The following is a 26,076-nucleotide window of genomic DNA, read 5'->3' as shown; positions in this document are numbered from 1 at the left end:
GCTCGGGTCGCTTATGCCACAGGCTGTGAAGGGAGTCCGTGCGGTAGCGTACAGAGCCTGCGGTCGTGCTTGGTCAATCTATGGCCATGAAACCCATTGATTGGCCCTCGCTCGAAGCCGCGCCCGAGTGGATAGACCTGTTTACCCGAAGCAAGGCCACGCCGCACTCCGCCGAAAGCGAGCCGCCGTTGCGCGCGGAGTTGTTCAGCGCCCTGCAGATGGAGCAGCACGGCCAGGCCTTGGCGGGCGCGCATCTGGTGGGCACATCGCGACCGCCGGACACTTTGCTGCCGCGGTTGACTGAAAACCAGAAGTTGCTGGCCCAGGCCTGCGCGCTGCTGATGGAGTCCATGCGGCAGAACCGCCGGATCACCCCGGCCGACGAATGGCTGCTGGACAATTTCTACCTGATCGAAGAGCAGATCCGGCTGGCCAAGCGGCACTTGCCCAAGGGCTACAGCCGCAGTCTGCCAAAACTGGACGCGGGCCCCTCCAAAGGGCTGCCGCGGGTGTACGACATTGCGTTGGAGATGATTTCCCATAGCGACGCGCGGATCGATGCCACGGGCATCCAGGCGTTCGTGGCCGCCTATCAATCAATTGCGCCGCTGCAACTGGGGGAATTGTGGGCGGTTCCCATCATGATTCGCCTGGCCCTGATCGAGAACCTGCGCCGCGTCGCCATCCGCCTAGCGTACGCGAACATGAACCGCGGGCTGGCGGACACGTGGGCCGACACCATGCGCAAATCTGCCGAGGAGGATCCCACCGGTCTGATACTTGTCATCGCGAACATGGCGCGATCGAATCCCCCCATAGACGGTTCGTTCGTCGCGGAACTGGTCAGACGGCTCCAAGGGCACGGCCCGGCGCTGGCGCTGCCCCTGACGTGGTTCGAACAGCGGCTTGCCCAGTCAAACCTGACCATTGAACAAATGGTCCTCGCCGAGAACCAGCAGCAGGCCGCCGACCAGGTGTCGATCAGCAACAGCATCGGCAGCCTGCGCACTTTGTCGAAGACGAACTGGAACGACTTCGTGGAAGCCGTCAGCATCGTGGACCGGACCCTGAGCCAGGATCCCGCCAACGTCTACCGGAGCATGGACTTTCCCACCCGAGACCACTACCGCCATCGAGTGGAGCGGATGGCGCGCAATTCTGACCATGCCGAAACCGAGATCGCCGCCATGGCGATCGACCTGGCCGCCGCAGCGGCGGCCGACCCGACCCCTGGCGTCGATCCGCGTCGCGGGCACGTGGGCTTCTACCTGATCGACCAGGGCCAGGACGAGCTGGCAAAACAGGCCAAGGTTAGATCCAGCATGGCGGAAAGGCTGGCCCGCATCTCCCCCCGCGCCGCGCTGCGCCTGTATGCGGGCGCCATCATCCTCCTGACGGGCGCGGTCAGCGCGCTGCTGCTGACGATGGCCCATGGGGCGGGAGCTGGCCCCTGGGCCATGGCGTGCTTCGCCTTGCTGTCCGTGCTGGCCGCCAGCCATCTCGCCGTGGCGATCGTCAACTGGTCCTTGACATGGCTGGTGCGCCCCCAGCGCCTGCCGCGCATGGATTACGCCAAGCGAATCCCCGACGATGCCCGCTGCCTGGTCGCCGTCCCCACGATGCTGATCGACCTGGATGACGCGGATACGCTCGCCGAAGCGCTGGAGATCCGCTTCCTGGCGAATCCCGGGGACAACCTGAGCTTCTGCCTGCTGACGGATTTCGCGGATGCCGCGTCGGAGCATCTGCCGTCGGACGCCCTGCTGCTGGAGCGCGCCAAGGCGCAGGTCCAGGCCCTGAACAAGAAATATCGGACGCTCGGACGCAGCCCGTTCTACCTCTGCCACCGCCCCCGCCGCTGGAACGAACAGGAACGGATCTGGATGGCCTACGAAAGAAAAAGAGGAAAGCTGGCCGATCTGAACGGCCTGCTTCGCGGCCAGGGCGCTGACGCATTTTCCTGCGTGGTGGGCGACTTGGCGGCGCTCGCCGGCACCAGGTACGTCATCACGCTGGACACCGACACCGACTTGCCTCGGGAAACCGCCTGGAAGCTGGTTGGCGCGATGGCCCATCCGCTCAATCAGGCGCAGTTCGACCCAGCGACGCGTCGGGTAACGCGCGGCTACGGCATCCTGCAGCCCCGGGTGACGGTAAGCCTGAACGACCTGTCGGCGTCGCCGTATGCACGCCTCAATGGTGGCGATCCGGGCATCGATCCCTATACCAACACAGTCTCGGACGTTTACCAGGACATCTTCAAAGAGGGGTCCTTCATCGGCAAGGGCATCTACGACGTGGACGCCTTCGATGCGGCATTGAAGGACTGCTTCCCGGACAACCGGATCCTGAGCCACGACCTGCTGGAAGGCTGCTATGCACGCTCGGGCCTGCTAAGCGACGTCCAGCTATTCGAAGGGCAGCCCGCCCGCTACGTCGCGGACGTCAGCCGCCGGCACCGTTGGATACGGGGAGACTGGCAGTTGCTGGGCTGGCTGTTCGGCCGCGCGCCCGCAGCCCCGGGCGCGGAACGCGGACCGCCCCTGCCTGCGCTGGCGCGCGCGAAGATCCTGGACAATCTGCGCCGCAGCTTGGTCCCGGCCAGTCTTGTGCTTTTGCTGGCGCTGGGCTGGATGCTGTTGCCGACCCCGTACCTGTGGACCGTCGCCTGCGTGATTATCCTGTTCCTGCCCGCCCTGTTCGCCTCCGCCTTGAGTGGGGTAAGGAAAGAAGAAGACGTCGAGCTGTCACGGCATCTGGTCGGCTGGTTGGCGCCCACGCTGCAGCAATTCACGCGGGCGGCGTTTTCCTTGACCAGTCTGGCTCACGAAGCCTTGTACAGCCTGGACGCGGTCATCAGGACGCTGTACCGGCTGATTTCGCGCCGGCGGTTGCTGGAATGGAAGGCGTCAAGCATCACCAACCAGGACAGCGGGACGCGTTCCGGTCCGTTCCTGCTTTCCGTCTGGGGCTCGCCCGTGCTCGCCGCCGCCATCGGCGCAGGTGTGATGCTGCTGAACCCATCGGCCTGGGTGGCTTCCTTGCCGGTGCTGGCACTATGGGTGGCGATGCCTGCCATCGCGTGGCGCTTGAGCCGCCCGCCGGTGCTTGCCCGGATCGACTTGTCTCTCGACCAAAACCAGTTCCTGAGAATGCTGGCGCGCAAGACCTGGTCATTCTTCGACGGCCACGGCGGCGCGGAAGACAACTGGCTGATACCCGACAACATCCAGGACCAGCCGTCCCCGGCCATCGCCCACCGCACCTCGCCCACCAACCTGGGGCTGGCGCTGCTGGCCAACCTGGCCGCTTACGACTTCGGTTACCTGCAGGCGGGCCGTCTGCTGGAAAAGACGCAGGCGTCGCTGGGCACCATGGCGACGCTAGAGCGCTATCTGGGCCACTTCTACAACTGGTACGACACTGTCACGCTGAAGCCGCTCGCCCCGCTCTACATTTCGACAGTGGACAGCGGCAACCTTGCCGGCCACCTGCTCACCTTGCGCCCCGGCCTGCTGGAACTGGCGCATGCGTCCATCCTGCATCCCCGAACATTCGAGGGTTGCGCCGACGCATTCGCGGTCTTGCGGGAAGCCGTCCCGACCGACGATTCGCCCGAATTGGAGGCGCTGGCCGACGCACTGGCGTCCGCCACCCTGGCAGGTCCCGCGACATTGGGGCAAGCCAGGCAACATCTCGACCGGCTATGCCAACTGGCCGCCGGCCTGACCGCACGCTACGCGGCGCCGGAATTCGCGCAGGCGCTGTGGCACGGCGAGGCGTTGTTGCGCCAATGCGAGGCCGCGCGCGATGAGCTGGCTCTGCTTGCGCCCTGGCGAGCCTCGCCCGCCGGCGTCGGATGGGGAGACATGCCCGAATTGAACGCCGTGCCGACCTTGCAGCAGGTCGCGGGTCAGGCCACGGGATTGCTGCCCGCCTTGCGCGCGCGGCTGTCGCTGCCGGAGACTTCCTCCGACGAGCGGGCATGGCTGCTGGAGACCGAGCTTTCCGTGGTCGTGGCGAGCGAGCGGGCCCGCGAACGCCTCGCCTTGATTGCCCTGCTGGCCGACACGCTGGCCGAGATGGCGGTGGCCGATTACGGGTTCCTGTACGACAAGGGCAGCCGCCTGCTGGCCATCGGCTACAACCTGACCGAGCGCAGGCGCGACGAGGGCCTGTACGACCTGCTGGCCTCCGAGGCCAGCCTTTGCAGCTTCGTGGCAATCGCGCAAGGCCAGCTCCCGCAGGAAACGTGGTTTGCCCTGGGCAGGCAGCTCAGCAGCGCCGCGGGCGGCACCGTGCTGTTGTCGTGGAGTGGCTCGATGTTCGAATACCTGATGCCGCGGCTCGTCATGCCGTCCTACGCGCATACTCTGCTGGAGCAGACCTGCAAGTCGGCCGTTCGCGCCCAGATCGAGTACGGCGACAAGCTCGGCATTCCCTGGGGCATGTCCGAAAGCGCGTACAACCTGTTCGACATCGGCATGAATTACCAGTATCGGGCGTTCGGCGTGCCGGGCCTCGGTCTGAAGCGGGGGCTTGCGGATGACGTGGTGGTGGCTCCGTACGCATCCATTCTGGCGCTGATGGTGTCACCCGACGAGGCGTGCAGGAACCTGCAGCGCCTGGCCAAGGAGAACCTGCTGGGTCGCTACGGGTTCTACGAGGCCATCGACTACACGCCGCGCCGCCTGCCGCCGGGCAAGACCGGCGCCATCATTTATGCCTACATGGCGCACCACCAGGGAATGGGGTTCCTATCGATCGCAAGCGTGCTGCTGGGACGCACGATGCAGGCGCGCTTTGAAGCCGATCCGTCCTTCCAGGCCACTCTGCTCCTGCTGCAGGAGCGGATCCCTCGCGCGGCGGCGGCCCACACCAAGGCCGTGGAACTATCGGTCATCCGCAGCACCGCGTCGGGACTGCCAGAGGCATCGGTGCGCGTGTTGGATACCGCCGACACCGCCATTCCCGAGGTGCAGCTCCTGTCCAACGGACGCTATCACGTCATGGTCACCAACAGCGGCGCGGGCTCGAGCCGTTGGAGAGACCTGGCCGTGACCCGCTGGCGCGAAGACGGTACCTGCGACAACTGGGGCACGTTCTGCTACCTAAAGGACAAGGACAGCGGCGCCATTTGGTCCACGTCGCACCAGCCTACCCTGACGCGGCCGAACCACTACGAAGTCATCTTCTCCGAGGGACGGGCCGAATTCCGCCGCACCGACCATCAGATCGACACGCATACCGAAATCGTCGTGTCGCCGGAAGACGATATCGAGCTGCGGCGCTGCCACCTGACGAACCGGAGCCGCGAACGGCGGACCATAGAAATCACCTGCTATGCCGAGATCGTCATCGCGCCGCCCATGGCGGACGAACTGCATCCGGCGTTCAGCAATCTCTTTGTGCAGACCGAGATCGTTCCGTCCGAACGCGCCATCCTGTGCTCGCGCCGGGGCCGCAGCCCGGCGGACAATCCGCCGAGAATGTTCCAGCTTCTGGCGATCCATGGCGGCAATCCCGGTACGGCGTCCTATGAAACCGACCGGTCCATCTTCCTGGGCCGAGGCCGCTCGGCGGCTGATCCCCAGGCGCTGGAGGGCGACGCGCCGTTGACGAACAGCCAGGGGTCGGTGCTGGACCCGATCTCCGCGATTCGCTGCGAGATCACCCTGGAGGCGGAGGAATCCGCGGTGATCGATCTGGTGCAGGGCGTGGGCGACAGCCGCAGCGCCTGCATGAACCTGATCAGCAAATACCGGGATCGCCACCTGGCCGACCGGGCCCTGGAACTGGCGTGGACGCACGCGCAGGTACTCGTGCGCCAATTGAACGCCACCGAGGCGGATGCCCAGCTCTATGCGCGGCTTGCCAACGCCATCGTCTACCAGAACCCGGCCATGCGCGCGGAGGCGGCGACGCTGCTGAAGAATCGCCGGGGACAATCGGGTCTGTGGGGATACGCCATCTCGGGCGACCTGCCCATCGTGCTGCTCCGGATCAAGGATCCGGCAAACTTCGAGCTGGTTCGCCAACTGGTCCAGGCGCATGCCTACTGGCGGCAGAAGGGCGTGGCGGTGGATCTGGTGATCTGGAACGAGGACACGGGCAGCTACCGCCAGGCGCTTCAGGACCGCATGATGGGTCTGATCTCCGCGGGCGTGGAGGCGCACATCATCGACCGCCCGGGCGGTATCTTTGTGCGCCCCGGCGACCAGATATCGGAAGAGGACCGCACGCTGCTGCTGGCGGTGTCGCGCATATCGCTCAGCGACGCGCTGGGTACGCTGGCGAACCAGGTGAACCGCCTGGGCCTGCCGGAGATCCGCACTCCGCCCATGGTGATCTCGACGCCGCCCCTGCCGCCTGCCGCGCAAGCGGCCGCCGCGCAGGAGCAGTCCGAGCTACTACATCACAACGGGCTGGGCGGTTTCACGCCCGACGGAGAGGAATACGTGATCACCACAAGCCGGGGCCAGCGCACGCCGGCGCCCTGGGTGAACGTCATTGCCAATGCCGGCTTCGGCACTGTCGTGTCCGAAAGCGGACAGGCCTATAGCTGGAGCGATAACGCCCACGAGTACCGCCTCACTCCCTGGCACAACGACGCGGTTAGCGACGCCTGCGGAGAAGCCTTCTACCTGCGCGACGAGATCAGCGGCCACTGCTGGTCCCCTGCGCCCTATCCGGCGGGCGGCGAGTCCGCCTACGTCACGCGCCACGGCTTTGGCTACACAGTGTTCGAACACTGGGAAGACGGCATCGAATCTGAACTGTGCGTCCATGTCGCCCAGGATGCGCCGGTGAAGTTCTACGCGTTGACGCTGCGCAACCGGTCGGGGCGGCGCCGTCGCCTGTCGGCAACCGGCTACGTGGAATGGGTGCTTGGCGACCTGCGCGCAAAGACCTCCATGCACGTCACGACCGAGATCGATCCCGACACCGGTTCACTGCTGGCACGCAACAGTTTCAATACGGATTTTGCCAGGCACATCGCGTGGTTCGACACCAGCAGCGCGAGCCGGACCATGACCGGCGACCGCAAGGAGTTCATCGGCAGGAACGGCACCCTGCGCCACCCGCAAGCGTTGCGCCGCAGCCGGCTCTCGGGCAGGACGGGCGCGGGACTCGATCCCTGCGCGGCCATCCAAGTCCCCGCCACGCTGGAGGACGGTCAGGACGTGCGAATCCTCTTTCACCTCGGCGCGTCGGCGCAGGGTATCGAACAAGTCAGGCAACTGGTGCGCCAATACAGCGAGCCGGGCGCGGCCGGAAGCGAACTCCAGGCGGTCAGGCGGTATTGGCGGGACACGCTGGGTGTCGTGCGCATCGACACCCCGGACGCGGCCGTGAATACGCTGGCCAATGGCTGGCTGCTCTACCAGACGTTGGCCTGCAGGCTGTGGGCGCGCAGCGGTCACTACCAGTCGGGTGGCGCCTACGGCTTTCGCGACCAACTGCAAGACGTCATGGCGCTGGTGCTCGCCCGCCCTGCCCTGGCACGCGATCACCTGCTGCGCTGCGCGGCCCAGCAGTTCGTGCAGGGGGACGTGCAGCATTGGTGGCATCCGCCCACGAACCGCGGCGTGCGCACGCGCTGCTCGGATGACTACCTGTGGCTGCCGTTTGCTACCTGCCACTATGTGAAGGTGACGGGGGACACAGGCGTGCTGGCTGAAGAAGTGGGCTTCATTGAGGGCCGCCTGCTTAACCCCGGCGAGTCTTCCAACTACGACCACCCCATTGCGTCCAGGGAGTCCGCAAGCCTGTACGCGCACTGCGCCCTTGCCTTGGCGCACGCCTTGAGCGCCGGCGGCGCGCATGGCTTGCCGCTGATCGGCTCCTGCGACTGGAACGACGGCATGGACAAAGTCGGAGAAGCCGGACGCGGCGAAAGCGTCTGGCTCGGCTTCTTCCTTTACGACACGCTGACGCGGTTCGCGCCAGTGGCCCGTGCGCAGGAAGACCTGGCGTTCGCCGCGCACTGCGAATCGGAAGCCGCCCGGCTGCGCTTGTGTCTTGAAGCGTCCGGCTGGGACGGCGGGTGGTACAGGCGGGCCTATTTCGACGACGGCAGCCCCCTGGGGTCCGCCGAGAATCCGGAATGCCAGATCGACGCCATCTCCCAAAGCTGGGCCGTGCTGTCGGACGCCGCCCGGGAGGACCGCGCCCGCCTGGCCATGCAGGCCGTGGACGACCGGCTCATCGACAACGCCCGCGGACTGATACGACTGCTGGATCCGCCTTTTGATTCCTCTGGCCTGAATCCCGGCTACATCCGAGGCTATGTGCCTGGCGTGCGCGAGAACGGCGGCCAGTACACCCACGCCGCCATCTGGACCGCCATGGCATTCTGCGGCCTTGGCGAAGATGCGCGAATCGGTGACCTGCTGACGATGCTAAACCCCATCAGCCATTCCGACTCCCCCGCAAAAGCTGCCGTCTACAAGGTGGAGCCTTATGTCATGGCCGCCGATATCTACACCACGCCCGGGCAGCGAGGCCGTGGCGGCTGGACCTGGTACACCGGCTCATCGGGCCTGATGTACCGCCTGATCCTGGAATCGGTGCTGGGGATGCGCCGGCGCGGCGCATCCATGAGCTTTCACCCCTGCCTGCCCGCAGACTGGAACGCCTTCAAGCTGCACTACCGGCACGGGGCTACGGTGTACTCCGTGACCGCCCTGCGCGGACAGTCCGAGAATGGCGCGGGGTACGTGACGCTTGATGGAGTGCTGCAGAAATCGGGTGAAATCCCCTTGCTGGACGACGGAAGGGATCGCGAGGTCATGATCGTGTTACAGGCGTGATCTCCCCGCCGTTGCACCGTAGAGCGCACCAATAGATACCTATTAGTGTGTTGTGGAAGATGCCACGTGCCTGCCTGGATACCGTGACGCGTTCAAAACGGTTGATGGCTCAATCACTTGGGAATGGCCGCTCTATTCCGGGACATGTCGCGCGCGCAAAACGACAGGCCGCTTAGGGCTCCAATCCCGCCACCGGCAAAGCGAACAGCACGATCCCCGGATTCGCCACGACAAACCCCGTGCCCGCCAGGAAGATCACAGGCGACAGCGCGCGCGCCATGTCCGCGCTACCTTGCGAATCTTGCACCGTAATGCGATACGACTGGTCCAGCGCCGTCTCCGTGGATCCGCCCGCCTGCGCCGCACCCGGCGTCGCCGGCCGGGCAAGATAGCGTTTGCCCTTGAGGTGGTGGGTGTAATAGACCATCCCTTCCTTTGTGGTCTGAAAGTGCATGGCCAGCGCCTGCTCCCGATCACGCGGCGTCGCGTTGTCCTTCAGTTGCAAGCGCACGTAGCCCCACGTGAAGCCGTCGGCCCCGACATAAAAGTTACGCGGAATCCCTGCGGTCAGGCGGGTGCGAAAGTCAGCTTTCATCGCCTGCGCCATCGCGGGCGGCATGTCGAACAGATAGTGATACTGCGGGCCCAGCACCGCAAACGTCTTGCCGTCCGACGACACCATCAAAGTGGAGACGTTTTCGGTGTAGGTCTTGGTCGACGCGCAGCCCGCCATCAGAAGGGTAAGCGCGGAGAGAAGCAGCGTGGTCAGAAAGCGTTGCATGGATCCATTGGTGCGTGTATTACCCGAGCACTACACGAACCAGCGCAACGTGTAGGCGTAGTACCCAACGCGTCAGATTGTAGACGCCAAAATCAAGCTGGTTTGTGCATTGCGCTCACCTGCGCGCTGACAGTCGAACAAGGTAAGAAATGGGACGAATGATTCGATGACTTCCATAGTCTGGCTCCGCTCGCCGGCCGACTGGCGCGGGGCGGTATAAATCCGTCACCGCGTTCATCACGATGTTCAAGAAGGCGCCGGGGAAGTATGCCTATCCCGAGGCAAGAAAAACAGCACCAACAACGAGCATGCTCCGGCGCAAAGGAACGCGATATCGTACCTGCCGCTGATCGCCACCGTCGCCGCGAAAGCAGCCGGCGCCACGATGTTCACCAAACTGACCAATATCGAGGCGCCCGCAGCAGTTTCCGCGATTTGGTGGGCCGGCGAGCGCCGGGCAACCTCCGCAATTTGCACACCGTTCCAACTTGCCGCGGAACAGCCAGCGACAAAGGCTAGAACCATGAGAGACCACAGCGGCCATTGCGCAGTGGTAAATCCCAAGAGAATTGTCGTGCCTGCAGAGAACAGGGCAGCAATCGACAGGCTTCCCGTGGCCGAACCCAAGCGGTCCGAGAGCCAACCCAACGCAATTCTGCCGACGACCCCCCCTACCTGCATCACGGCAAATATCGCACCCGCCAAGCTCAAGGAAAAGCCCAGCCTGTCCACCAGGTAAACCACGGTGAATGCGAACCAGCAGCTTTGGGATACGGCAAACAGGCTGCCCACAATCGACATCTTCAACAAGCCGGGATTGTTTCCTAGCGATGCCAACGGCACGCTGAGCATGCGTAACGAGTGCAGCGTAGGCACGATGGATGTCCGCCGCCTCTTCGCCGAACCTCTCACATCCAAGATCTCGCTCAATCGCCAGGTCAGCGCGGTTGGTACCAATACAATCACCGCACAGACAATGAGGGCCAAACGCCAACCGATAAGGGCGATCACTACGGGAATACACAGCCCCGCGATCATTCCGCCCAGAGGAACACCCGCCTGCTTGACCGAGAACATGAGATTGCGCATCTCCGGCGGCGAGAATCTCTGCAGCACCTCACTGCCCGCCGGGTTCGCAGCCCCGTTGCTCATACCCATGGCAAAGCAGGCCACCAGGGCTACGGCCATGCTCGGGTAATAGAAAAGTCCCATGCTTGCCGTTCCCAAGACCAGCGCAAGCTGCAGACTGCGCGTTCCTCCAATTTGCCTAAGCATGGACGAGCCGACAACGAGAATCATCAGGCCGCCTAAAGCGTTGCTCGCAGTCAGGTAACCGATGGAACTACCGCTCCATCCGAACTCTTCGGACATTGCAGTGGCAACGATCGGGATGAGGCGTGAAAGAAACGCGGAGACAGTCTGTAGCGTAAAAATGGCGACTACAGGCATGACCCATGCGGTGGAAGAGCTCTTCATGGCGGCGGGACCCAAGATGGTGACGAGGGTGATCTCTCGTTAAAGCCAGGCGAAATGATACCTACTGCGCGGCGTCTGATTCGCCGATGGGACCGTCGCCCGTGACTATCTGCATGTTCAGGGCGACCTCAAAGCCCGCCCCCGGCCGAGATGGGCCGGGCCTGGTCGTCGAACTTGGCGCTCGCGGAATCGTTCGCAAACCCAGGTCGAGCCCGGAAGCCCCCCCGAAGCACCAAGATAAGGCTGCGTGCCAGGCTTCGCGATAATTGGCCAGACACGAGAAATCCATCATTGATTTCGTCTTAAATCTGTGTAGCCTTTCGAAGTAGCAACCAAGCCGCACCGCTTTGCCAGATCGCTAGCCAGCGTCTATTGCGTCTTCCGGGATGCTCGCTGGTTTGCCCGTCCGCATGTCACTCGTACGTATTTCCTTAAATACCAGAGGGCGAAAATGGTTGAACCCCAAACCCTGGCGGAGCGGAAAACGGTAGGCCGGCAGGCGCGGCGCCGAGCGAAGCGATCTCAACATGCGCAGATCGGCAACACGGCGCGTGATCCCATCGAGCTTCTGCAAGCCAATAGTGCTGGCCGCGTCGAGGCACTGATTCCATTGCGTTATGGGCGCATGGCGGTGTCGCCGTTCACCTTCTTTCGAGGCAGCGCGATCCTCCAGGCCCACGACCTTGCGGGGACCGTCGATTCCGGCATCGTCTTTCCGATCTGCGGTGACGCCCATCTGATGAACTTCGGTGGCTTTGCGACACCGGAACGACAACTTGTCTTCGATCTGAATGACTTCGACGAAGCCGCGACGGGTCCATGGGAGTGGGACGTAAAGCGCCTTGCGGCGAGCTTGGCGATCGCCGGTCAACATGCGGGCGCTAAAAAAGGCACGATCAGCGACTTCATACACACGGCCGTCCTCGAATACGCTGCGCGCATGCGCGAGTACTCCAGCTTCAGCGCCCTCGAAATGTGGCACGAAATCCTTTCGTTCGAACGGTTGCGGGACAGTGCAGCAACGGACGAGGGGCGCAAACTCATCGACAAGGCGATTGCAAAGGCCGGAACCCGTACCCACGACAGCGTATTGAGCAAAATGGCCGTGCAGCGCGACGGCGCCTGGACAATTCAAGATGCCCCGCCCGCCTTGTTCCATCCGGCGGGCCCGGCCTCGTTGCTCGGCCCCGCCAGCAACTGGACCGATACACATGCCTGGCGAGGCAAGCTGGCCAAGGCATTCGAGGCTTATACCGAGACGCTATCTGCCGACCAGCGCACCTTGCTACGGCACTACACGCTGAACGATATCGCCTTCAAGGTCGTCGGTGTAGGCAGCGTGGGAACTTTCTGTCTGGTGATGCTGTTCATCGATGGACATGGGAAACCCTTGTTCCTGCAAGTCAAGGAAGCGCGCAATTCGGTGATCGCCGACTACTACCCCGCGTCAGGGGAGAAGCACCAGGGCGAGCGCGTGGTGGTCGGACAGCGGCTGCTGCAAGGCGCAAGTGATGCCTTTCTTGGCTGGACGTCCGGGCCTGCTGGCCGGAACTTCTATTTCCGGCAGTTGCGTGACATGAAGGTGTCGGCGGAGATCGAGCGTATGAGCAATACCTTGCTCCTGGGCTATTCCCGCTTTTGTGGCTGGGCGATGGCGCGAGCCCACGCCAAAGCCGGCGGGAAGGCCGTTGAGATTTCTGCCTATCTGGGGCGTGGAGAGGGCTTTTCCGACGCGCTGAACAAATACGCATTGGCTTACGCCGATCAGAATGAAGCGGACTATACGGCCTTCATTCGTGCGTGCCGCTCTGGAAAGCTGGAAGCCCGAAGCGACGAAGACATGGCAGCGGATTTCCGCATTTGAAGTCTTCTTTCAGACGCCCTACCCGCAGGCACGCATTTCGCTATCGCTCAGCGTATCGGGAAGTACATACCAGCCAAGGTTCCATTCGCGCCGCAATAAGGCGGACCCGATGCACCCGCGCCGGGCGGCTGCTCCTCGACGACCAGCCCATCACCCTGGCGCTTCAGGTTCAGAACCCAACCCTTGGTGTCGACGCTCTTGACCTGCAGGCGCTCGCCCTTGGCCTTGCCGGAGGCTTCCACGTTGCACGACCAGCTTCCGGTGCGAGGCTGGTCGGCCGAACCTTCATACAGGATGTCGCCGTCGGGCTTCTTCCAGAGCGTGATCTCGCCCGAGATGTTGCGCCATCTGCCGGTAAAGCCCTTGCGTTCGCCCAAGTCCAGCGAGGCGAGGAACGCGTCTCGATGTTTCATGCGGGTCGCGATTTCCTCGACGGGCTTGTTTTTGTCGAACGGCTTCTCGAAGGCGTCGTCGCGCACCTTGGTGAAATCGCGTTGGTCGCGCAACAACGCTTCGGCCGTCGCGGAGTCCAGGGATTTGCGCGCTTCGTTGTAGCGCTTGGCGATGCTTGCATCGAGCGCCGCGAGTTGCGGATTGGCGCAGATGGCTTTTTCTGCTCCCGTGCGTGCCTTGGCGCAGTCAAACGAAGGCGAGACCTCCGTCGCCGCCGCGGCGGACAGGGAAAGTGCGCACAGCACAGCGGCGCAGGCGGCGGGGAGTATCGTTTTGGTCAGCATGGTGTCGTGGATGATAGCGAGAATTTGCCCTGCCCGTCATCACTTCCCACAAGCGGAAAACGCTCATCGAGCCATCCCGTGATACCGCCGCGCATCACCTTCACCGGCCGCCCCAACTGAGCAAGCCGTATTGCGCCCCGTGTCGCGCCATTGCAATGCGGACCCGCGCAGTACGTCACGAAAATCGTGTCCATCGGATAGCTCGCCAACTTCGACTCGACGATTTTTCCATGCGGCAGGTTTACCGCGCCTGGCACATGGCCCTGCGCGAACAGCGTAGGGCTACGCACGTCCAGCAGCACAAAGCCCGGTGTTCCGCCAGCGAACGCGCTGGAGACATCTGAACAATCGGTCTCGAATTGCAGCTCCGCGCGAAAGTGGGCGAGCGCGGATGCGCCGTCTGCGGCGGGGATGGCGGTGACGGGATTGGTGGTCGGCATAAGAGAACCTTGAACAATAGGCCTAAGGAAGAGATTCGCCCGGAAAGATCGATCCAGGAGCCTCATTCTGACGTCGCGCCGCGATTCGGATAAGTGGCGTAAATGCCATTAACCGGTAATATCACGCCATGCACAAACATCTCGTCGTCGCGCTGGCCTATGACCGGCTGTGTACTTTCGAATTCGGCTGCGTGACCGAGCTGTTTGCGCTCGAGCGTCCGGAGCTTGGCGTCGATTGGTATCGCTTTGCAGTCTGCGCAAGCGAGCCCGGCCCGCTGCGTGCGGCAGGGGGCATCACGGTTGCCGCGCCCTACACCCTCAAGCTGCTCGATCAGGCGGACACGATCGTGGTCCCCGGCTGGCGCGATGCGGACGAAATGCCGCCATCGCCGTTGCTGAAGAAGCTCCGCAAGGCGTACGAGCGGGGCGCGAGGCTCTGCTCGATTTGTTCCGGTGTGTTCGTGCTGGCGGCGGCGGGGGTGCTCGACGGGAAAACTGTCACCACCCACTGGCGATACGCCGCAAAGCTGCAGCAACGCTACCCGCAAGTGCGGGTCGAGCCGGATGCGCTGTATGTCGATGAAGGACAGATCATCACGTCGGCAGGCTCGGCAGCCGGTCTGGACATGTTGCTTCACCTCGTGCGACGCGATTACGGCGGAGCCGTGGCAAACCGGGTCGCGCAGCGGCTCGTGGTGGCGCCGCATCGGGAGGGTGGTCAGGCGCAATTCGTGCCGCGCCCCATGCCGCATGACGAAAGCGGGCGCGTGGCCAAGCTGATGGACTGGATGCGCCGACATCCCGCTTTGCCGCACACCTTGCGCTCACTGGCAGAGCACGCCGCCATGAGCCCGCGCACGCTGCAACGGCAGTTTCATGACGCGACGGGCATGGCGCCGTATGAATGGCTTGTCCGGGAGCGGGTGGCGGCCGCCCGGGACATGCTCGAAGCCAAACCGCCCTTGCCGATTGGCCGCATTGCCGAACTAGCCGGGTTCGGCTCGGAAGAGTCCATGCGCAGGCACTTCCGGCGCATCGTACTGACGAGTCCGACCGCTTACCGGGACAAGTTCGGCAACGGCGTGTAGGCGCTTTCGGGAAGACCGCTCAACTCTTGGCAGCCGTCTGCCCTACCAGCGGATCGTATACGGCCTGTCCCCCAGCCCCCACACGCCGTCTTTCCGTTCCAGCATGATGTGCCGGGTTTCCCACTCGTCCGGCTGATCCTTCGAGGGAAAGCCGCTTATCTGAGGATAGAACGCGGGATCCGCCGCCCAATCCGCGGTGGTGCGATCCAGCCGCCATTCGAACTTCACCGCCGACACCGCGTTGGGGTTTTCGTCGAACGGATTCTTGCCCGGCTTGGTGTAGTTAAGAATCCTGCCGACCTGCAGGCCAGGGGCGCAGAACTTCGCGGTGTAGAGCAGTTTGGAACCGAAGAGGGCTTGGCCGTCGGTATAGTACGCGCGGCCCTTTTCGGTCAGCGCCATGTGGCTAGTGGCGTCGTCGGGATCCTCATCCGGTTTTGGAGGTGAACCGTCGCCATCGGCGCTGACGCGCTTGACCGTGATGAGTTCGTGCTTGATCAGCGCTTGCACGATTTTGTCCTGCTCTTGCAGAAAGACCGTGTAGACATCGGTCGGCAAGGGGCGCACACCCACCACGTTGACGCAGGCGCTGCCTGGCGCATTGGTGGGCGTCGCCATGGCGTCGACCAGGATGTTGTGTATCTTGCTTTCGGTCAGGCCTGGGCCCAGCGGCGATTCCTTCCAGGCATAAAACCCCACGGCTGCGACGATCGCCAGACCCAAGGCCCAGACCTTGCGCGGAATTCGGCGGCGTTTTGGCGTGCGCGACTGCTGATTCATTCCCTTCCTTGCGGCTGGTGGTCTCGCGATAGTAACGCGGGACGCAGGGGGCTTGCAGCGCGCCCGGCCGCGTCCCGCGGGTGGACCCATTCCGCCGTCAGGGCTCGTACTTCGAGATCTTCGTGCCCTCGAGCGATACGCCTGCCATCAGGCCACCGTTGTTCATCACGAAGCCAACAATCGGCTGCTTCGCAGTGTTCGTGTCGATGCGTCCGTTAGCGCCGATATTGACGATCGCCACCGTGGCGTCGGCGCCGACAGTCCAGCCGCTGCTGTTGCGAAACTTGTTCAAGGCGTCATCCGTCATGAACAGCAGGACCATGGCCTTTGATTGCGCGCCTGCCTGAAAGCCGATCGACCCCGACGTGGTGCGGTAGTAGCCTACCGCCGACTGCCCTACGCGCAGCACACCTTTGCCATGCTCGGCGCCAACGATGAAGCTCCCGCTGAGCACATCCGGGAACACCAGCACGCCCCTGGCGCGAGCGACCAGTTCACGGGATGACGGCGCGGCTTCGTAAAGCTTGGATAAGGTCGCGTTGGCCGCGTCGTCCAAAGCAGCCCGCGTATCGGTCTTGGGCGCAGCAGACGGTTTGGACGGCGGTGTCGTGGTACAGCCGCCAAACAGAAAGCCAGCCGCAATGATGGTGAAGAGGGCCATACCGGTCCGGCAGACTGCGGAATATTTATGAGACATGACGTACTCCTTTTGTGGTGTGTCGCACGGGAAACTGGGTAACGCGAGAAAAAATGCCCTGCGCGTTCACGGCCCGACCTGATAGCCGCGCTGCTGCATGCAAGCGGCATATGCTGACGAAGCGTTCGCACTCTGCTGCGCCTGGTTCGCACGATCCTGACGCCGGTCCTGTCGTTGGCGCGACCCGCCCACCACCATGCCCGCCGCGGCGGCGTCTTTCGCTTGGTTCTGCCGGTACGCCTGCTTGGTGTCGTCATCCATACGGTCGTACACCTCTTCGTGCTGGCGTCCACGCGCGCCTGCGACGACAGCGCCCGCCGTGGCGCCGGCTGCTGCGCCACGGGCTCGTCCGCCAGCCGAAGGCGTGTCGGCGGCCGCCGCGCTCGACGTGTTGGCCGACTGCGCCTGGCACGCGGCGACGTCCTGCTGGGTCAATTCGGGAGTCTGGCCTTTGAGCGGCGTAACGGTCTGGGCGGCCGTCGACAGGCAGACGCCTGAGAGCACGACCGCCATGCAAGGGAAAATCGACTTGTTCATGAAATGCTCCCTGAATATGAAAGTCCGGGATTCTTGGAGTGCGGCATCCCTCGCCCGAGCAAATTGGCGTGGCGCGGCGGTGACTTCCAGCATTCCGGCAGCGCAACGGAGGTCCGCATTGCTCGGGTCGGCGGCGCTCATTTCCCGATGACGGAGGGTTTGATCAGCTTTATGCCCCGCGACGCGTTGTAGCCGTGGATCTCCTTCACATCGAGCTTGCGCATGAACCCGACGGTGTGGGCATCGATGATTTGTCCCGGCACCATGATGGGAAACCCCGGTGGGTACGGAATGACGAAATTGGCGGACACCAGCGCCGGTCCGGCTTCCAGGCGTTGGTCCAGTTCCGGGCTCGCCAACGGTAGGTACTCGCAGTCCTCTTCGTTGTAGGCGGCAAAGAATGCAGCGCGGACGTTGCCCTCCGGCGTGATGCTGCCGGGATCGTCGCGGTATCCATCGTGGAATTGGCTGAAATTGGGCAAGTCCGGCACATCCTCCATCAGACTCCGGACCTTTTCCGCGAAGGCGGCCCGCCCGGCTTCGCCCGTTTCCCTCAGCCGCGTTTCGATCTCTTCCGAGATTTCGAGCAGTACCTTGATAAGCGACGCGACGTCGCTGCGGGTGTTGTTGATATTGCTCTGCAAGAGCACGCTATTTCGCGAGGTCTTGTTGAGCTGGATGTTGTAGCGCGAGGCCAGCAGGTTCTTGAACGCGGTGCCGTCATACCCCGCCGTGCCGCACACCAGCGTCAGTCGCGTCGGATCCAGACAGAACTCATCGTCCTTGAGCGCCTTGGCGGCGGTCAGCCAGTTCGTGCCGGGCGCCAGAAAATCGGCAAACCCCGATGCCCGAAACTCCTCAGGGATCATTTTGTCGGCGCCCAGGACACTGAAGTATCTGGAAATCAGCGGGTGATTGGACACCTCGCGCCGAATGGCCAACGCGACCTCGATGGCGCGCATGACCAGCTCGTAGCCTTCCAGCTCCATCTGCCGGCGTGCGACGTCCAGCGACGCAATGATCTGGGCATTGGGCGACGTGGACGCGTGAATGAAAACCGCCTCGCGAAATGCCGACACATGATGTTCGTAGTCTTCGTCGCGCACCGCCACGATCGACCCCTGCCGCAGGCTGGACATGGACTTGTGCACGGAATCCGTCTCGTAGACCCGTATCCGCATGGTCTTCGGGTTCGGCGTCAGCTCCCGGTCCAGCAGGCGCGGATCCTTGGGATCCAGGTCTTCGCCCAGTTCCCGGCACTGGGCCTCCCAGGCTTCCTGCGCCTTGGGATCGTCCCGCCACTCGCGCAAGGCCGCTGCAGCGCCCATGGCGGTGCGCATGCGCAGGAACGGTGACCAGCGCGCAAACCCAAACCACGCTTCATCCCATAGGAAGATCAGGTCCGGCTTGATGGCCAGGCATTCGGCCATGACGCGGCGGGTGTTGTAGATGTGGCCGTCGAAGGTGCAGTTGGTCAGCGTGACCATGGCGGCCTTGTCCAGGCGCCCCGCCGCCTTCAGGTCCAGCAGCGCCTGCTTGACCGTGCGTAGGGGCACGGCCCCGTACATCGAGTACTCCGTCATCGGGAAGGCTTCCACGTAGAGCGGCTGCGCGCCAGACAGCACCATGCCGTAGTGGTGCGATTTGTGGCAATTGCGGTCCACGATGACGATATCGCCCGGCTTGGTCACCGCCTGGTAGACCATCTTGTTCGACGTCGATGTGCCGTTCGTGACGAAGAATACGTGGTCAGCGCCAACAGCACGCGCGAACTTCTCCTGAGCAACCTTGATGTTGCCGGTCGGCTCCAGCATGCTGTCCAGGCCGCCGGTCGTGGCAGAGGTCTCCGCCAGGAACAGATTCAGGCCATAGAACTCGCCGAAGTCGCGGATCCAGTTCGACTTGATGATCGACTTGCCGCGTGCGATGGGCAGCGCATGGAAGGTGCTGATCGGCTTGGCGGCGTATTGCTTGAGGTTGTCGAAGTGCGGTGTGGATTGCCGATCTCGCACTCCTTCAAGAATGTTCAGGTGCACCTCCATGGGTTCCTCGACCTCATAGAACACGCGGCGTATGGCCGACGCGCTGGGGTCTCCGGCAAGCTGCTCCACCTTCCGGTCGGTGAGCAGATAGATGTCCAGCTCGGGCCGTATGTTGGCAATCAGGCGGGCCAGCTTCACGCCGATCTCCCTCGGCGAGTCCACCGTGGTGTCCAGATGCTGGTAGACGGACAGGTAATCGCGCAGCAGCGACGCATCGTGCTTGGACGGAACGGGTATGCCATCGTAGATGACCACTGCCTCGAGCTTGCCGTTGAGAATGGTCGCCAGCAGCGCATCTTCGACGCTGCCCGCCATCACGGGCTCGTAGATCAATGTGTCGTCGTGACGCCGAAGCTCGCGTATTTCGCGGCAGATGGCGGCGGCGCGCGCTGGTGGCGCCGGGCTGACGAAAAGCGCCTCAAAGTAAGGCCGCCGCGCAAGGCTCCCGGCCATCCCGGGTGGCGTTCGGTCCGGCCCCTCCCCCGCAGACTCCTCGGCTGCCTCCCATTCGCCTTCGTCGTAGCGGTAGCTACCCGAGAGCAGTGCGTTGCTCATGCGCAGCACCAGCCGCGCGGCGCCCATCGCATCGCCATCGGCGATTCGGTCGTCCAGCGTGCGCAGCAATTGCACGCCGGGGTATGCAAAGTAGCTCTCCATCGGCCGAAGATCGCTCAACGCGTCCTGAACGGCGCCGGACCCGCCCGCCCCCTTACCGCTGCGTACTTCGGCGGCCCAGGTCTGCGCCTTGGCGTTCAGGTCGCGCCATCGGTCCAGTCGCGCGGCGGAGATGGAGAACAAGTGGTCCAGTTGATGCCCTTCGTGTGTCTCGGTCGACATGACAGTCCCCTGATGGTTTGCGCAAGCCCTGTTGCCAAGCCGGCGGGGCTCGCAATGTCTCTACGAAAGAATCATGATCACCACCATTCCCCAGATCGTCAGCAAGGTATTGCCCACGGCGTACGTCACCGTGTACCCGAGTCCCGGCACCTGGCTCTTGGCCGCTTCGCACACCATGCCCAACGCGGCCGTAGTGGTGCGCGAGCCTGCGCAAATTCCAAGGATCAACGCCGGGTCGAAGCGGAAGACGAACTTGGCAATGAACATGCCCAGCACGAGCGGCACAGTCGTCGCGAAGATGCCCCACAGGAACAGGCTGATGCCGAGCTTCTGCAAGCCCGCGACGAAGCCCGGCCCTGCGGAAATACCGACTACCGCAATAAACACGTTCAAACCCACGGAGTTCATGAACCACAGCGTGGGTTCGGGAATCCGGCCAAAGGTGGGATGGATGGCGCGGAACCAGCCAAACACGATGCCGGCGATCAACGCGCCACCCGCTGTCGAAATCGTGAGCGGGATACCGCTGACGTTGATCACGATCGCGCCGATCAGCGCGCCGATGGTGATCGCCAACGACACGAAGGCGACGTCCGTCACAGTCGTGGGCCGGTCGACGTAGCCCAGATTCTTGGCCGCGGCATTGATGTCCTGGGTCCGCCCGACCACGGTGATCACGTCGCCGCGGAACAGTTCCGTCTTCGGCAGGATGGGGATCACCGTCTCGGTCGGCCCGCGCCGGATCTTCTTCAGGAACACGCCGCGCGCGCCGGGCCAGTGCGCCAGTTCCTCCAGCCGCTTGCCGTCCACGCTCTTGTTCGAGACGTAGATATCGACACCCTCGGTCTTGATGTCCAGCAGTTCGGCGTCCTCGACCTCCCGGCCGCTCGGGCCTAACCGGGCGATCATCTGGTCGCGCTTGCCGCCTACCGCGACGATGTCGCCGGCTTCGATGACGGTCGCCTGGTCCACCTCGATGATCTTGCCCCCCCGCCGTATCCGCTCGACAAAGGCCCGGAAGCCGGCCTGCGTGCCCGCTTCAACCTCGCCGACCGTCTTGCCGATGAAGGGGCTGTTCTCAGCGATGGCGTAGGCGCGCACTTCGAACTCGTACCAATGGGTAGCATCCGCCGCGCCTTGCCCCGCGCCCAGCTTCTGCTCATAGGCCTTGCATGCCGCCACTAGGTCGATGCCAAGCAATTTCGGGCCGATCTGCGCCAGGATGATCGCCGATCCCACGGTGCCGAAGATGTACGTGACCGCGTACGCGATCGGCATGGCGTCCAGCAACGCCTGCGTTTCCTCCGGCGTGCGGCCCAGCCGGTTGATCGCATCGGTCGCCAGGCCCATGGAGGCGGAAATGGTCTGCGAGCCCGCAAACAGCCCGGCCGCGGAACCCAGGTCGTAGCCGGCGAGCATCGCCGCGACGACCGCAGCGCCCAACGACAGCAGCGCCATGATCACCGCGAAGATCGCCTGCGGCAGCCCATCCTTTGCGATACCGCGCACGAACTGCGGGCCCACGCCGTAGCCCACGGCAAACAGGAACATCAGGAAGAAAACCGACTTCACATTGGGGGATATCTTGACGCCGAGAATGCCGATGACGATCGCGACCAGCAAGGTCGAGGTCACCGCACCCAGGCTGAAACCCTTGAAGCTCTTTCCGCCTACCCAGTAACCGATACCGAGCGCGAGAAAGATGGCGATTTCAGGGTAGGCCTTCAACGTAGCAACAAACCAGTCCATGACTTTCTCCTTGCCGATCCAAAGATGGAAAGCGCCGTGTCATGCAGTTCGGGGGTGCTAGCGTGTCCTGGCGGCCCTGCCGACGTCCAGCATCAGCCTGTTGGTGATGCGGCCGGCCAGCTTGAAAAGCTCGTCCTTCAATTCGAACGGGGAAAGCCTGGCTGGATGAGACGTATCGCGGATATTCATTGCGGCCTCCGATGCATAAAACAACGGTCAATGAAAATGCGTCTTGCGCGGCGCCAAAAGCGCGGCAAGTTCCGGAATGCGATTTGTCACTTGGGACTTGTTCTGGCCGGGCGCCAGGCGCATCGCACCATGCTTGATGCGAAATCTACCCGACGCCTGCGACCGTCTCAATCATCCCAAACATGCTGATCCTGCGGATGAATATACTGCTGCGAAATAAAAACAGCATCATCGTTTTTACAGTGACGGAAGACGCCATGGCGGGTCCAGATCAAGTGATTTCATTCCATCCGGACAGCCCAAGCACCAAGCCCATGATCAGCTGAGCAGTCGTCCCCTCTGGCGCTCGTCGCGCGAGGTTAAGTTCATTCGCTCCATGCCGTAGTACCAGAAAGAGCTCGAATCGGCGCTACGGCGCACATCGACCAACGGAGGAGTGCGACATGCCGAGGTTTCCCTTGAAGCGTCTTACCAATCAGAGAACCCCGCGCCGCCTGACGGGCTTTGTCGCCGTCCCCCTGTTGAACCTCGCGTCCAGCGCCTATATCGGGCAAACCGCCCTCGCCGGGGACTGCACCGTAAGCCCTACGTCCATTTGCTCCGGCCCGGCTGCCGTTACGGACGTCCCGCAGGGCATCAATGCGGGGGCTCCCATCTCTGTCACCACCCAACCCGGATTCGGCCTGTCCGTATCCGTGGCAGATAACGGAATCGATCTTCAGGGTATAGGCGGGGTGTCGTTCGTCGACGATCATCAGTCGAATATCAGCACGGCAGGCAGTTTCGGCATCTATGGCTTGAACGACATCAGCGGCGACCTAAACATCACCTCCACCGGCGCAGTCACCGCGACGGGCCCGTCGGGCGAAGGAATCCGAGGCGACAGCTATGGTGCAAACATGCTGATCATCGCCAATGACACCCAGGGCGGGGAAAACGGCATCGGCGCCAACGGCTACGGCAGCGGGTCGGTTCGGGTTGTCTCGACGGGGACGGCCACGGGCGTGAGCAAGGCAGGCATCTACGCCAACATGGTCGGCGGCACCGATCTGACGATCGAGGCGAATCACACGCAGGGCCACGAGAATGGCATCGTCGCCATGTCCGGAACCGGCGCGCTGACCGTGACCTCGTCAGGCTCGGCCACCGCGACGAACGGCCATGGCATCGCGCTTTACGGGCAAAACGGTGCCATCACGCTTACCGCAAGCGATACCTACGGTGGCAACGGCAACGGCATCTATGTGTCGAACAGCGGTACGGGCGCTGTCCACGTCACGTCCACTGGCACGGCCACCGGGTCCATCGACGGCATCGGCGTGCAGATCGCAGGCGGCACCGATACGACCGTCACCGCGGCGGACACGGCAGGCCTGAGTGGCGCGGCCATCATCGTCAACAACAACGCCGGCACCGGCGCCGTCCAGGTCAGCTCGACCGGCACGGCGAATGGCGCCAGCGACGGCATTGCCGTCACCAACGCGACCGGCACCAGCACCACGGTCCGCGCTGTAAACAGCAACGGCGCCAGCAACATGGGAATTCTGGTCGACCACAGCGGATCCGGCGCGGTGCAGATCGACTCCACGGGCACGGCGACCGGCGGCTTCAGCGGCATCGCCGCGTTCACCTATTCCGGGGTGGACACGACTATCGACGCCGTGGATACCCACGGTGAATTCGGCATTGCGGTCTCCGGCAACGGAGGCGCCATTTCGGTCAGGTCGACCGGTACCGCCACTGGCACGACGTCGTCGGGGATCTCGGTTGCAAATGCGGGGGCCGGAGACGTTACCGTTACCGGAAGGGTCACGAACGGCGGACTGTATGGCATTTACCTGGTGACGACCGACACGGGCGATGTCAGCATCACAAGCACGGACACCGCGACGGGCGCCGGCATGGATGGCGTGTATGCCGAAACCCGCGGCCTTGGGTCGGCGCTGGACATCACCGTCAATAACGCCCAGGGCGGACGCAGTGGCGTGTATGCGGTGAATGGCGCTGGCGCCTCGCCGACCGCCAATAGCACCAACGTCGTCGTGCTGGGACACGTGGCGGGAGGTTCCGGCGCCGCGATCTCTACAGCCTCGAATGCCGGCGGCACGAGCACCGTCGACGTCAGGCCGGCTGCCCGCGTCGAATCAACCTCCGGCGTTGCCATTTCGAACAATGGCGGGAACAGCCATGTCATCGTCCGCAACGGCGCCGTCGTCAACGGCGCCATCAACCTCGGCGCGGGCAACGATACGATGGACCTGTACGGCGGGTTCTCCGGCATCACCGCGCTGGACGGCGGCGGTGGCGGCGTTGACACCCTCAACGTGTCCAATGCCGTGAACGCGACGCACGCCGGCAGCGACATCCGCAATTGGAGCGTCTTCAACTTGGCCAGCAGTGGTCTCACCTTGACGGATGCCGGATTGGCGGTGGGCACACCCGCCGACACTACGACCGGTGTGTTCCTGCGTGACGGATCGTCGCTGACGGTTCAGCAGAGCGGTTTCGTCCTGAACGGCAATTTGTCCCTGGCTGCGGGCACGGCCCTGTCCGGACCGGCCATCAGCGGCGGTACGGCGACGATCAACGGCACCGTCACCAACGCGGGAACCATCACGCTGGGCGGGGCCGCGCCAGGCAACGTGCTGACCATCGGCGGCAACTACGTGGGCAGCGCCGGCGTCATCGCCTTGAACACCGTACTGGGCAACGACGCGTCGATCACCGACAAGGTGGTGGTCAACGGCGATACGGCCGGCACCTCGGTGTTGAAGGTAACCAACGCGGGCGGCGCGGGGGCCGCAACCACGGAAGGCATCATGCTGGTGTCGGTAGGCGGCAACTCGAACGGTGCCTTCTCGCTGGCCGGCGATTATCAAGTGAACGGCAAGCCCGCAGTCGTGGCGGGCTCGTACGCCTATCAGCTTTACCAGGGCAACGCATCCGGCACGGAACTGGGCAACTGGTATCTAAGGTCTGAACGGACGGACGACGCACCGTCCGCGCCGGGCGTGAATCCCGCGCCGCAACCGCTGTATCAGGCCGGCGTATCGGCCTACGAGGCCTACCCACAGGCGTTGCTGGCGTTGAACGGAGTGTCGACGCTGCAGCGCCGTGTCGGGAACCGCTATTGGTCGGGCGCGGGTGGCGGGCAAGTAGCAGGCGGCGATGCCCGCGCGGGTGGCATGCAGGACGCCGGCGCTCACCTCGACGGCACCGGCGCGTGGGCACGTATCGAAGGCGGCAACCGCCGGGTCGAGCCCAGCGCGTCGAGCAGCGGCACCGACTTCACGCTGAACTACTCGAAGGTGCAGGCGGGCTCGGACGTTCTGTTGTCCCGCCGCGAGAATGGCGCGCTGGTGGGCGGCGGATACTTCCAATACGTACACGGCAACACGTCGACGCGCTCCGTATATGGCAATGGCGACATCGCCACCGACGGCTACGGCCTGGGCGGCACGTTGACGTGGTACGGCAACGACGGCCTCTACGTGGATGGCTTGGCGCAGGTGATGTGGTTCAACTCGGACCTGAGTTCGCGACTGGCTGGCCGCCGCCTGGTCAAAGGCAACGATGGCGCCGGTTACGCCCTGTCCGTCGAAAGCGGCAAGCGCATCGCGCTGAACGCCGTATGGTCGCTGACGCCGCAGGCGCAGTTGACCTATTCGGGCGTGCACTTTGATCGCTTCGACGATGCGTTCGGCGCGACGGTGCGCTCAAGCCGGGGCGGCAGCCTGCAGAGCCGGCTGGGCGTGACGCTGGACCGTGAGACGCGCGGCGGCAAGGATGGGATGGACCGCGCGCATGTCTATGGTGTCGCCAACCTGTACTACGAGTTTCTGAACGGCAGCCAGGTGGATGTGGGCGGGACGGCATTCAAGTCTCGGCCGGATCGCCTGTGGGGCGGCATCGGCGCCGGCGCATCCCACAACTGGGGCAAGGACAAGTATTCGATCTATGCCGAGGGGTTGCTGAACACCAGCTTGGCGCACTCAGGCGGCAATCGCTCGTTGTCGGGGACCATGGGCTTTCGGATGCGCTGGTGA

15 protein-coding genes are annotated in these 26,076 nt (G+C 63.7%); 5 read left to right on the top strand and 10 right to left on the bottom strand.

The annotated features are described in order from the left end of the window. Positions 1–86: 86 nt before the first annotated feature. Positions 87–8,813, top strand: coding sequence for a glycoside hydrolase family 94 protein (locus tag HV681_RS23545; protein WP_175125298.1), 8,727 nt, complete (start codon positions 87–89; stop codon positions 8,811–8,813). A gap of 172 nt (positions 8,814–8,985) precedes the next feature. Here the strand turns inward: HV681_RS23545 and HV681_RS23540 are convergent, their stop codons facing one another. After that, a complete protein-coding gene (locus tag HV681_RS23540; RefSeq protein WP_175125296.1) occupies positions 8,986–9,594 on the bottom strand; it encodes a hypothetical protein in 609 nt (202 codons plus the stop codon). A 246-nt stretch (positions 9,595–9,840) separates the two neighbouring features. Then, positions 9,841–11,070 carry an MFS transporter gene (locus HV681_RS23535; RefSeq protein WP_056563913.1) on the bottom strand — a complete coding sequence of 410 codons (1,230 nt, stop codon included), beginning with the start codon at positions 11,068–11,070 and terminating at the stop codon, positions 9,841–9,843. A gap of 451 nt (positions 11,071–11,521) precedes the next feature. On the opposite strand from HV681_RS23535, the gene HV681_RS23530 reads away from it, so the two are divergent. Continuing rightward, entirely contained in the window at positions 11,522–12,934 is a 1,413-nt protein-coding gene (locus tag HV681_RS23530) for a DUF2252 domain-containing protein (protein ID WP_175125294.1), read from the top strand. 47 nt (positions 12,935–12,981) lie between these two features. Here the strand turns inward: HV681_RS23530 and HV681_RS23525 are convergent, their stop codons facing one another. Together HV681_RS23525 and HV681_RS23520 are read right to left on the bottom strand one after the other, a co-directional pair. Next, entirely contained in the window at positions 12,982–13,671 is a 690-nt protein-coding gene (locus HV681_RS23525; protein WP_056563919.1) for a lysozyme inhibitor LprI family protein, read from the bottom strand. Next, positions 13,665–14,111 (bottom strand): rhodanese-like domain-containing protein, encoded by a 447-nt coding sequence (locus tag HV681_RS23520; RefSeq protein WP_175125292.1) that lies wholly within the window; start codon positions 14,109–14,111, stop codon positions 13,665–13,667. The genes HV681_RS23525 and HV681_RS23520 overlap by 7 nt, the downstream gene beginning before the upstream one ends. A gap of 128 nt (positions 14,112–14,239) precedes the next feature. On the opposite strand from HV681_RS23520, the gene ftrA reads away from it, so the two are divergent. After that, on the top strand, positions 14,240–15,199 hold the full coding sequence (ftrA, locus tag HV681_RS23515) for a transcriptional regulator FtrA (RefSeq protein ID WP_175125290.1): 960 nt from the start codon (positions 14,240–14,242) through the stop codon (positions 15,197–15,199). Positions 15,200–15,241: 42 nt separating this feature from the next. Here the strand turns inward: ftrA and HV681_RS23510 are convergent, their stop codons facing one another. The 6 genes from HV681_RS23510 to HV681_RS28055 all read right to left on the bottom strand — a co-directional run bounded on the left by HV681_RS23510 (position 15,242) and on the right by HV681_RS28055 (position 22,030). After that, positions 15,242–15,979, bottom strand: a complete 738-nt coding sequence (locus HV681_RS23510) for a hypothetical protein (RefSeq protein ID WP_175125288.1) — start codon at positions 15,977–15,979, stop codon at positions 15,242–15,244. Positions 15,980–16,076: 97 nt separating this feature from the next. Next, positions 16,077–16,676 carry a BPSL1445 family SYLF domain-containing lipoprotein gene (locus HV681_RS23505; protein WP_175125286.1) on the bottom strand — a complete coding sequence of 200 codons (600 nt, stop codon included), beginning with the start codon at positions 16,674–16,676 and terminating at the stop codon, positions 16,077–16,079. A gap of 66 nt (positions 16,677–16,742) precedes the next feature. Then, positions 16,743–17,213, bottom strand: coding sequence for a YMGG-like glycine zipper-containing protein (locus tag HV681_RS23500; RefSeq protein WP_175125285.1), 471 nt, complete (start codon positions 17,211–17,213; stop codon positions 16,743–16,745). A gap of 137 nt (positions 17,214–17,350) precedes the next feature. Beyond that, positions 17,351–20,092, bottom strand: a complete 2,742-nt coding sequence (locus HV681_RS23495) for an aminotransferase class I/II-fold pyridoxal phosphate-dependent enzyme (protein ID WP_175125283.1) — start codon at positions 20,090–20,092, stop codon at positions 17,351–17,353. A gap of 60 nt (positions 20,093–20,152) precedes the next feature. Further along, complete coding sequence (gene aspT, locus HV681_RS23490) at positions 20,153–21,841, bottom strand: aspartate-alanine antiporter (RefSeq protein WP_175125280.1); 1,689 nt, start codon at positions 21,839–21,841, stop codon at positions 20,153–20,155. 57 nt (positions 21,842–21,898) lie between these two features. Then, positions 21,899–22,030 carry a hypothetical protein gene (locus tag HV681_RS28055; RefSeq protein WP_286940046.1) on the bottom strand — a complete coding sequence of 44 codons (132 nt, stop codon included), beginning with the start codon at positions 22,028–22,030 and terminating at the stop codon, positions 21,899–21,901. Between the two features lie 182 nt (positions 22,031–22,212). Between HV681_RS28055 and HV681_RS23485 the strand changes: the two genes are divergently transcribed. Then, on the top strand, positions 22,213–22,356 hold the full coding sequence (locus HV681_RS23485) for a hypothetical protein (protein WP_175125279.1): 144 nt from the start codon (positions 22,213–22,215) through the stop codon (positions 22,354–22,356). Positions 22,357–22,764: 408 nt separating this feature from the next. Further along, complete coding sequence (locus HV681_RS23480) at positions 22,765–26,076, top strand: autotransporter outer membrane beta-barrel domain-containing protein (protein ID WP_175125277.1); 3,312 nt, start codon at positions 22,765–22,767, stop codon at positions 26,074–26,076.

Source organism: Achromobacter animicus, from assembly GCF_902859585.1.
Taxonomy (GTDB): Bacteria; Pseudomonadota; Gammaproteobacteria; order Burkholderiales; family Burkholderiaceae_B; genus Achromobacter; species Achromobacter animicus.
This window is presented reverse-complemented; position numbering and strand designations above follow the sequence as displayed.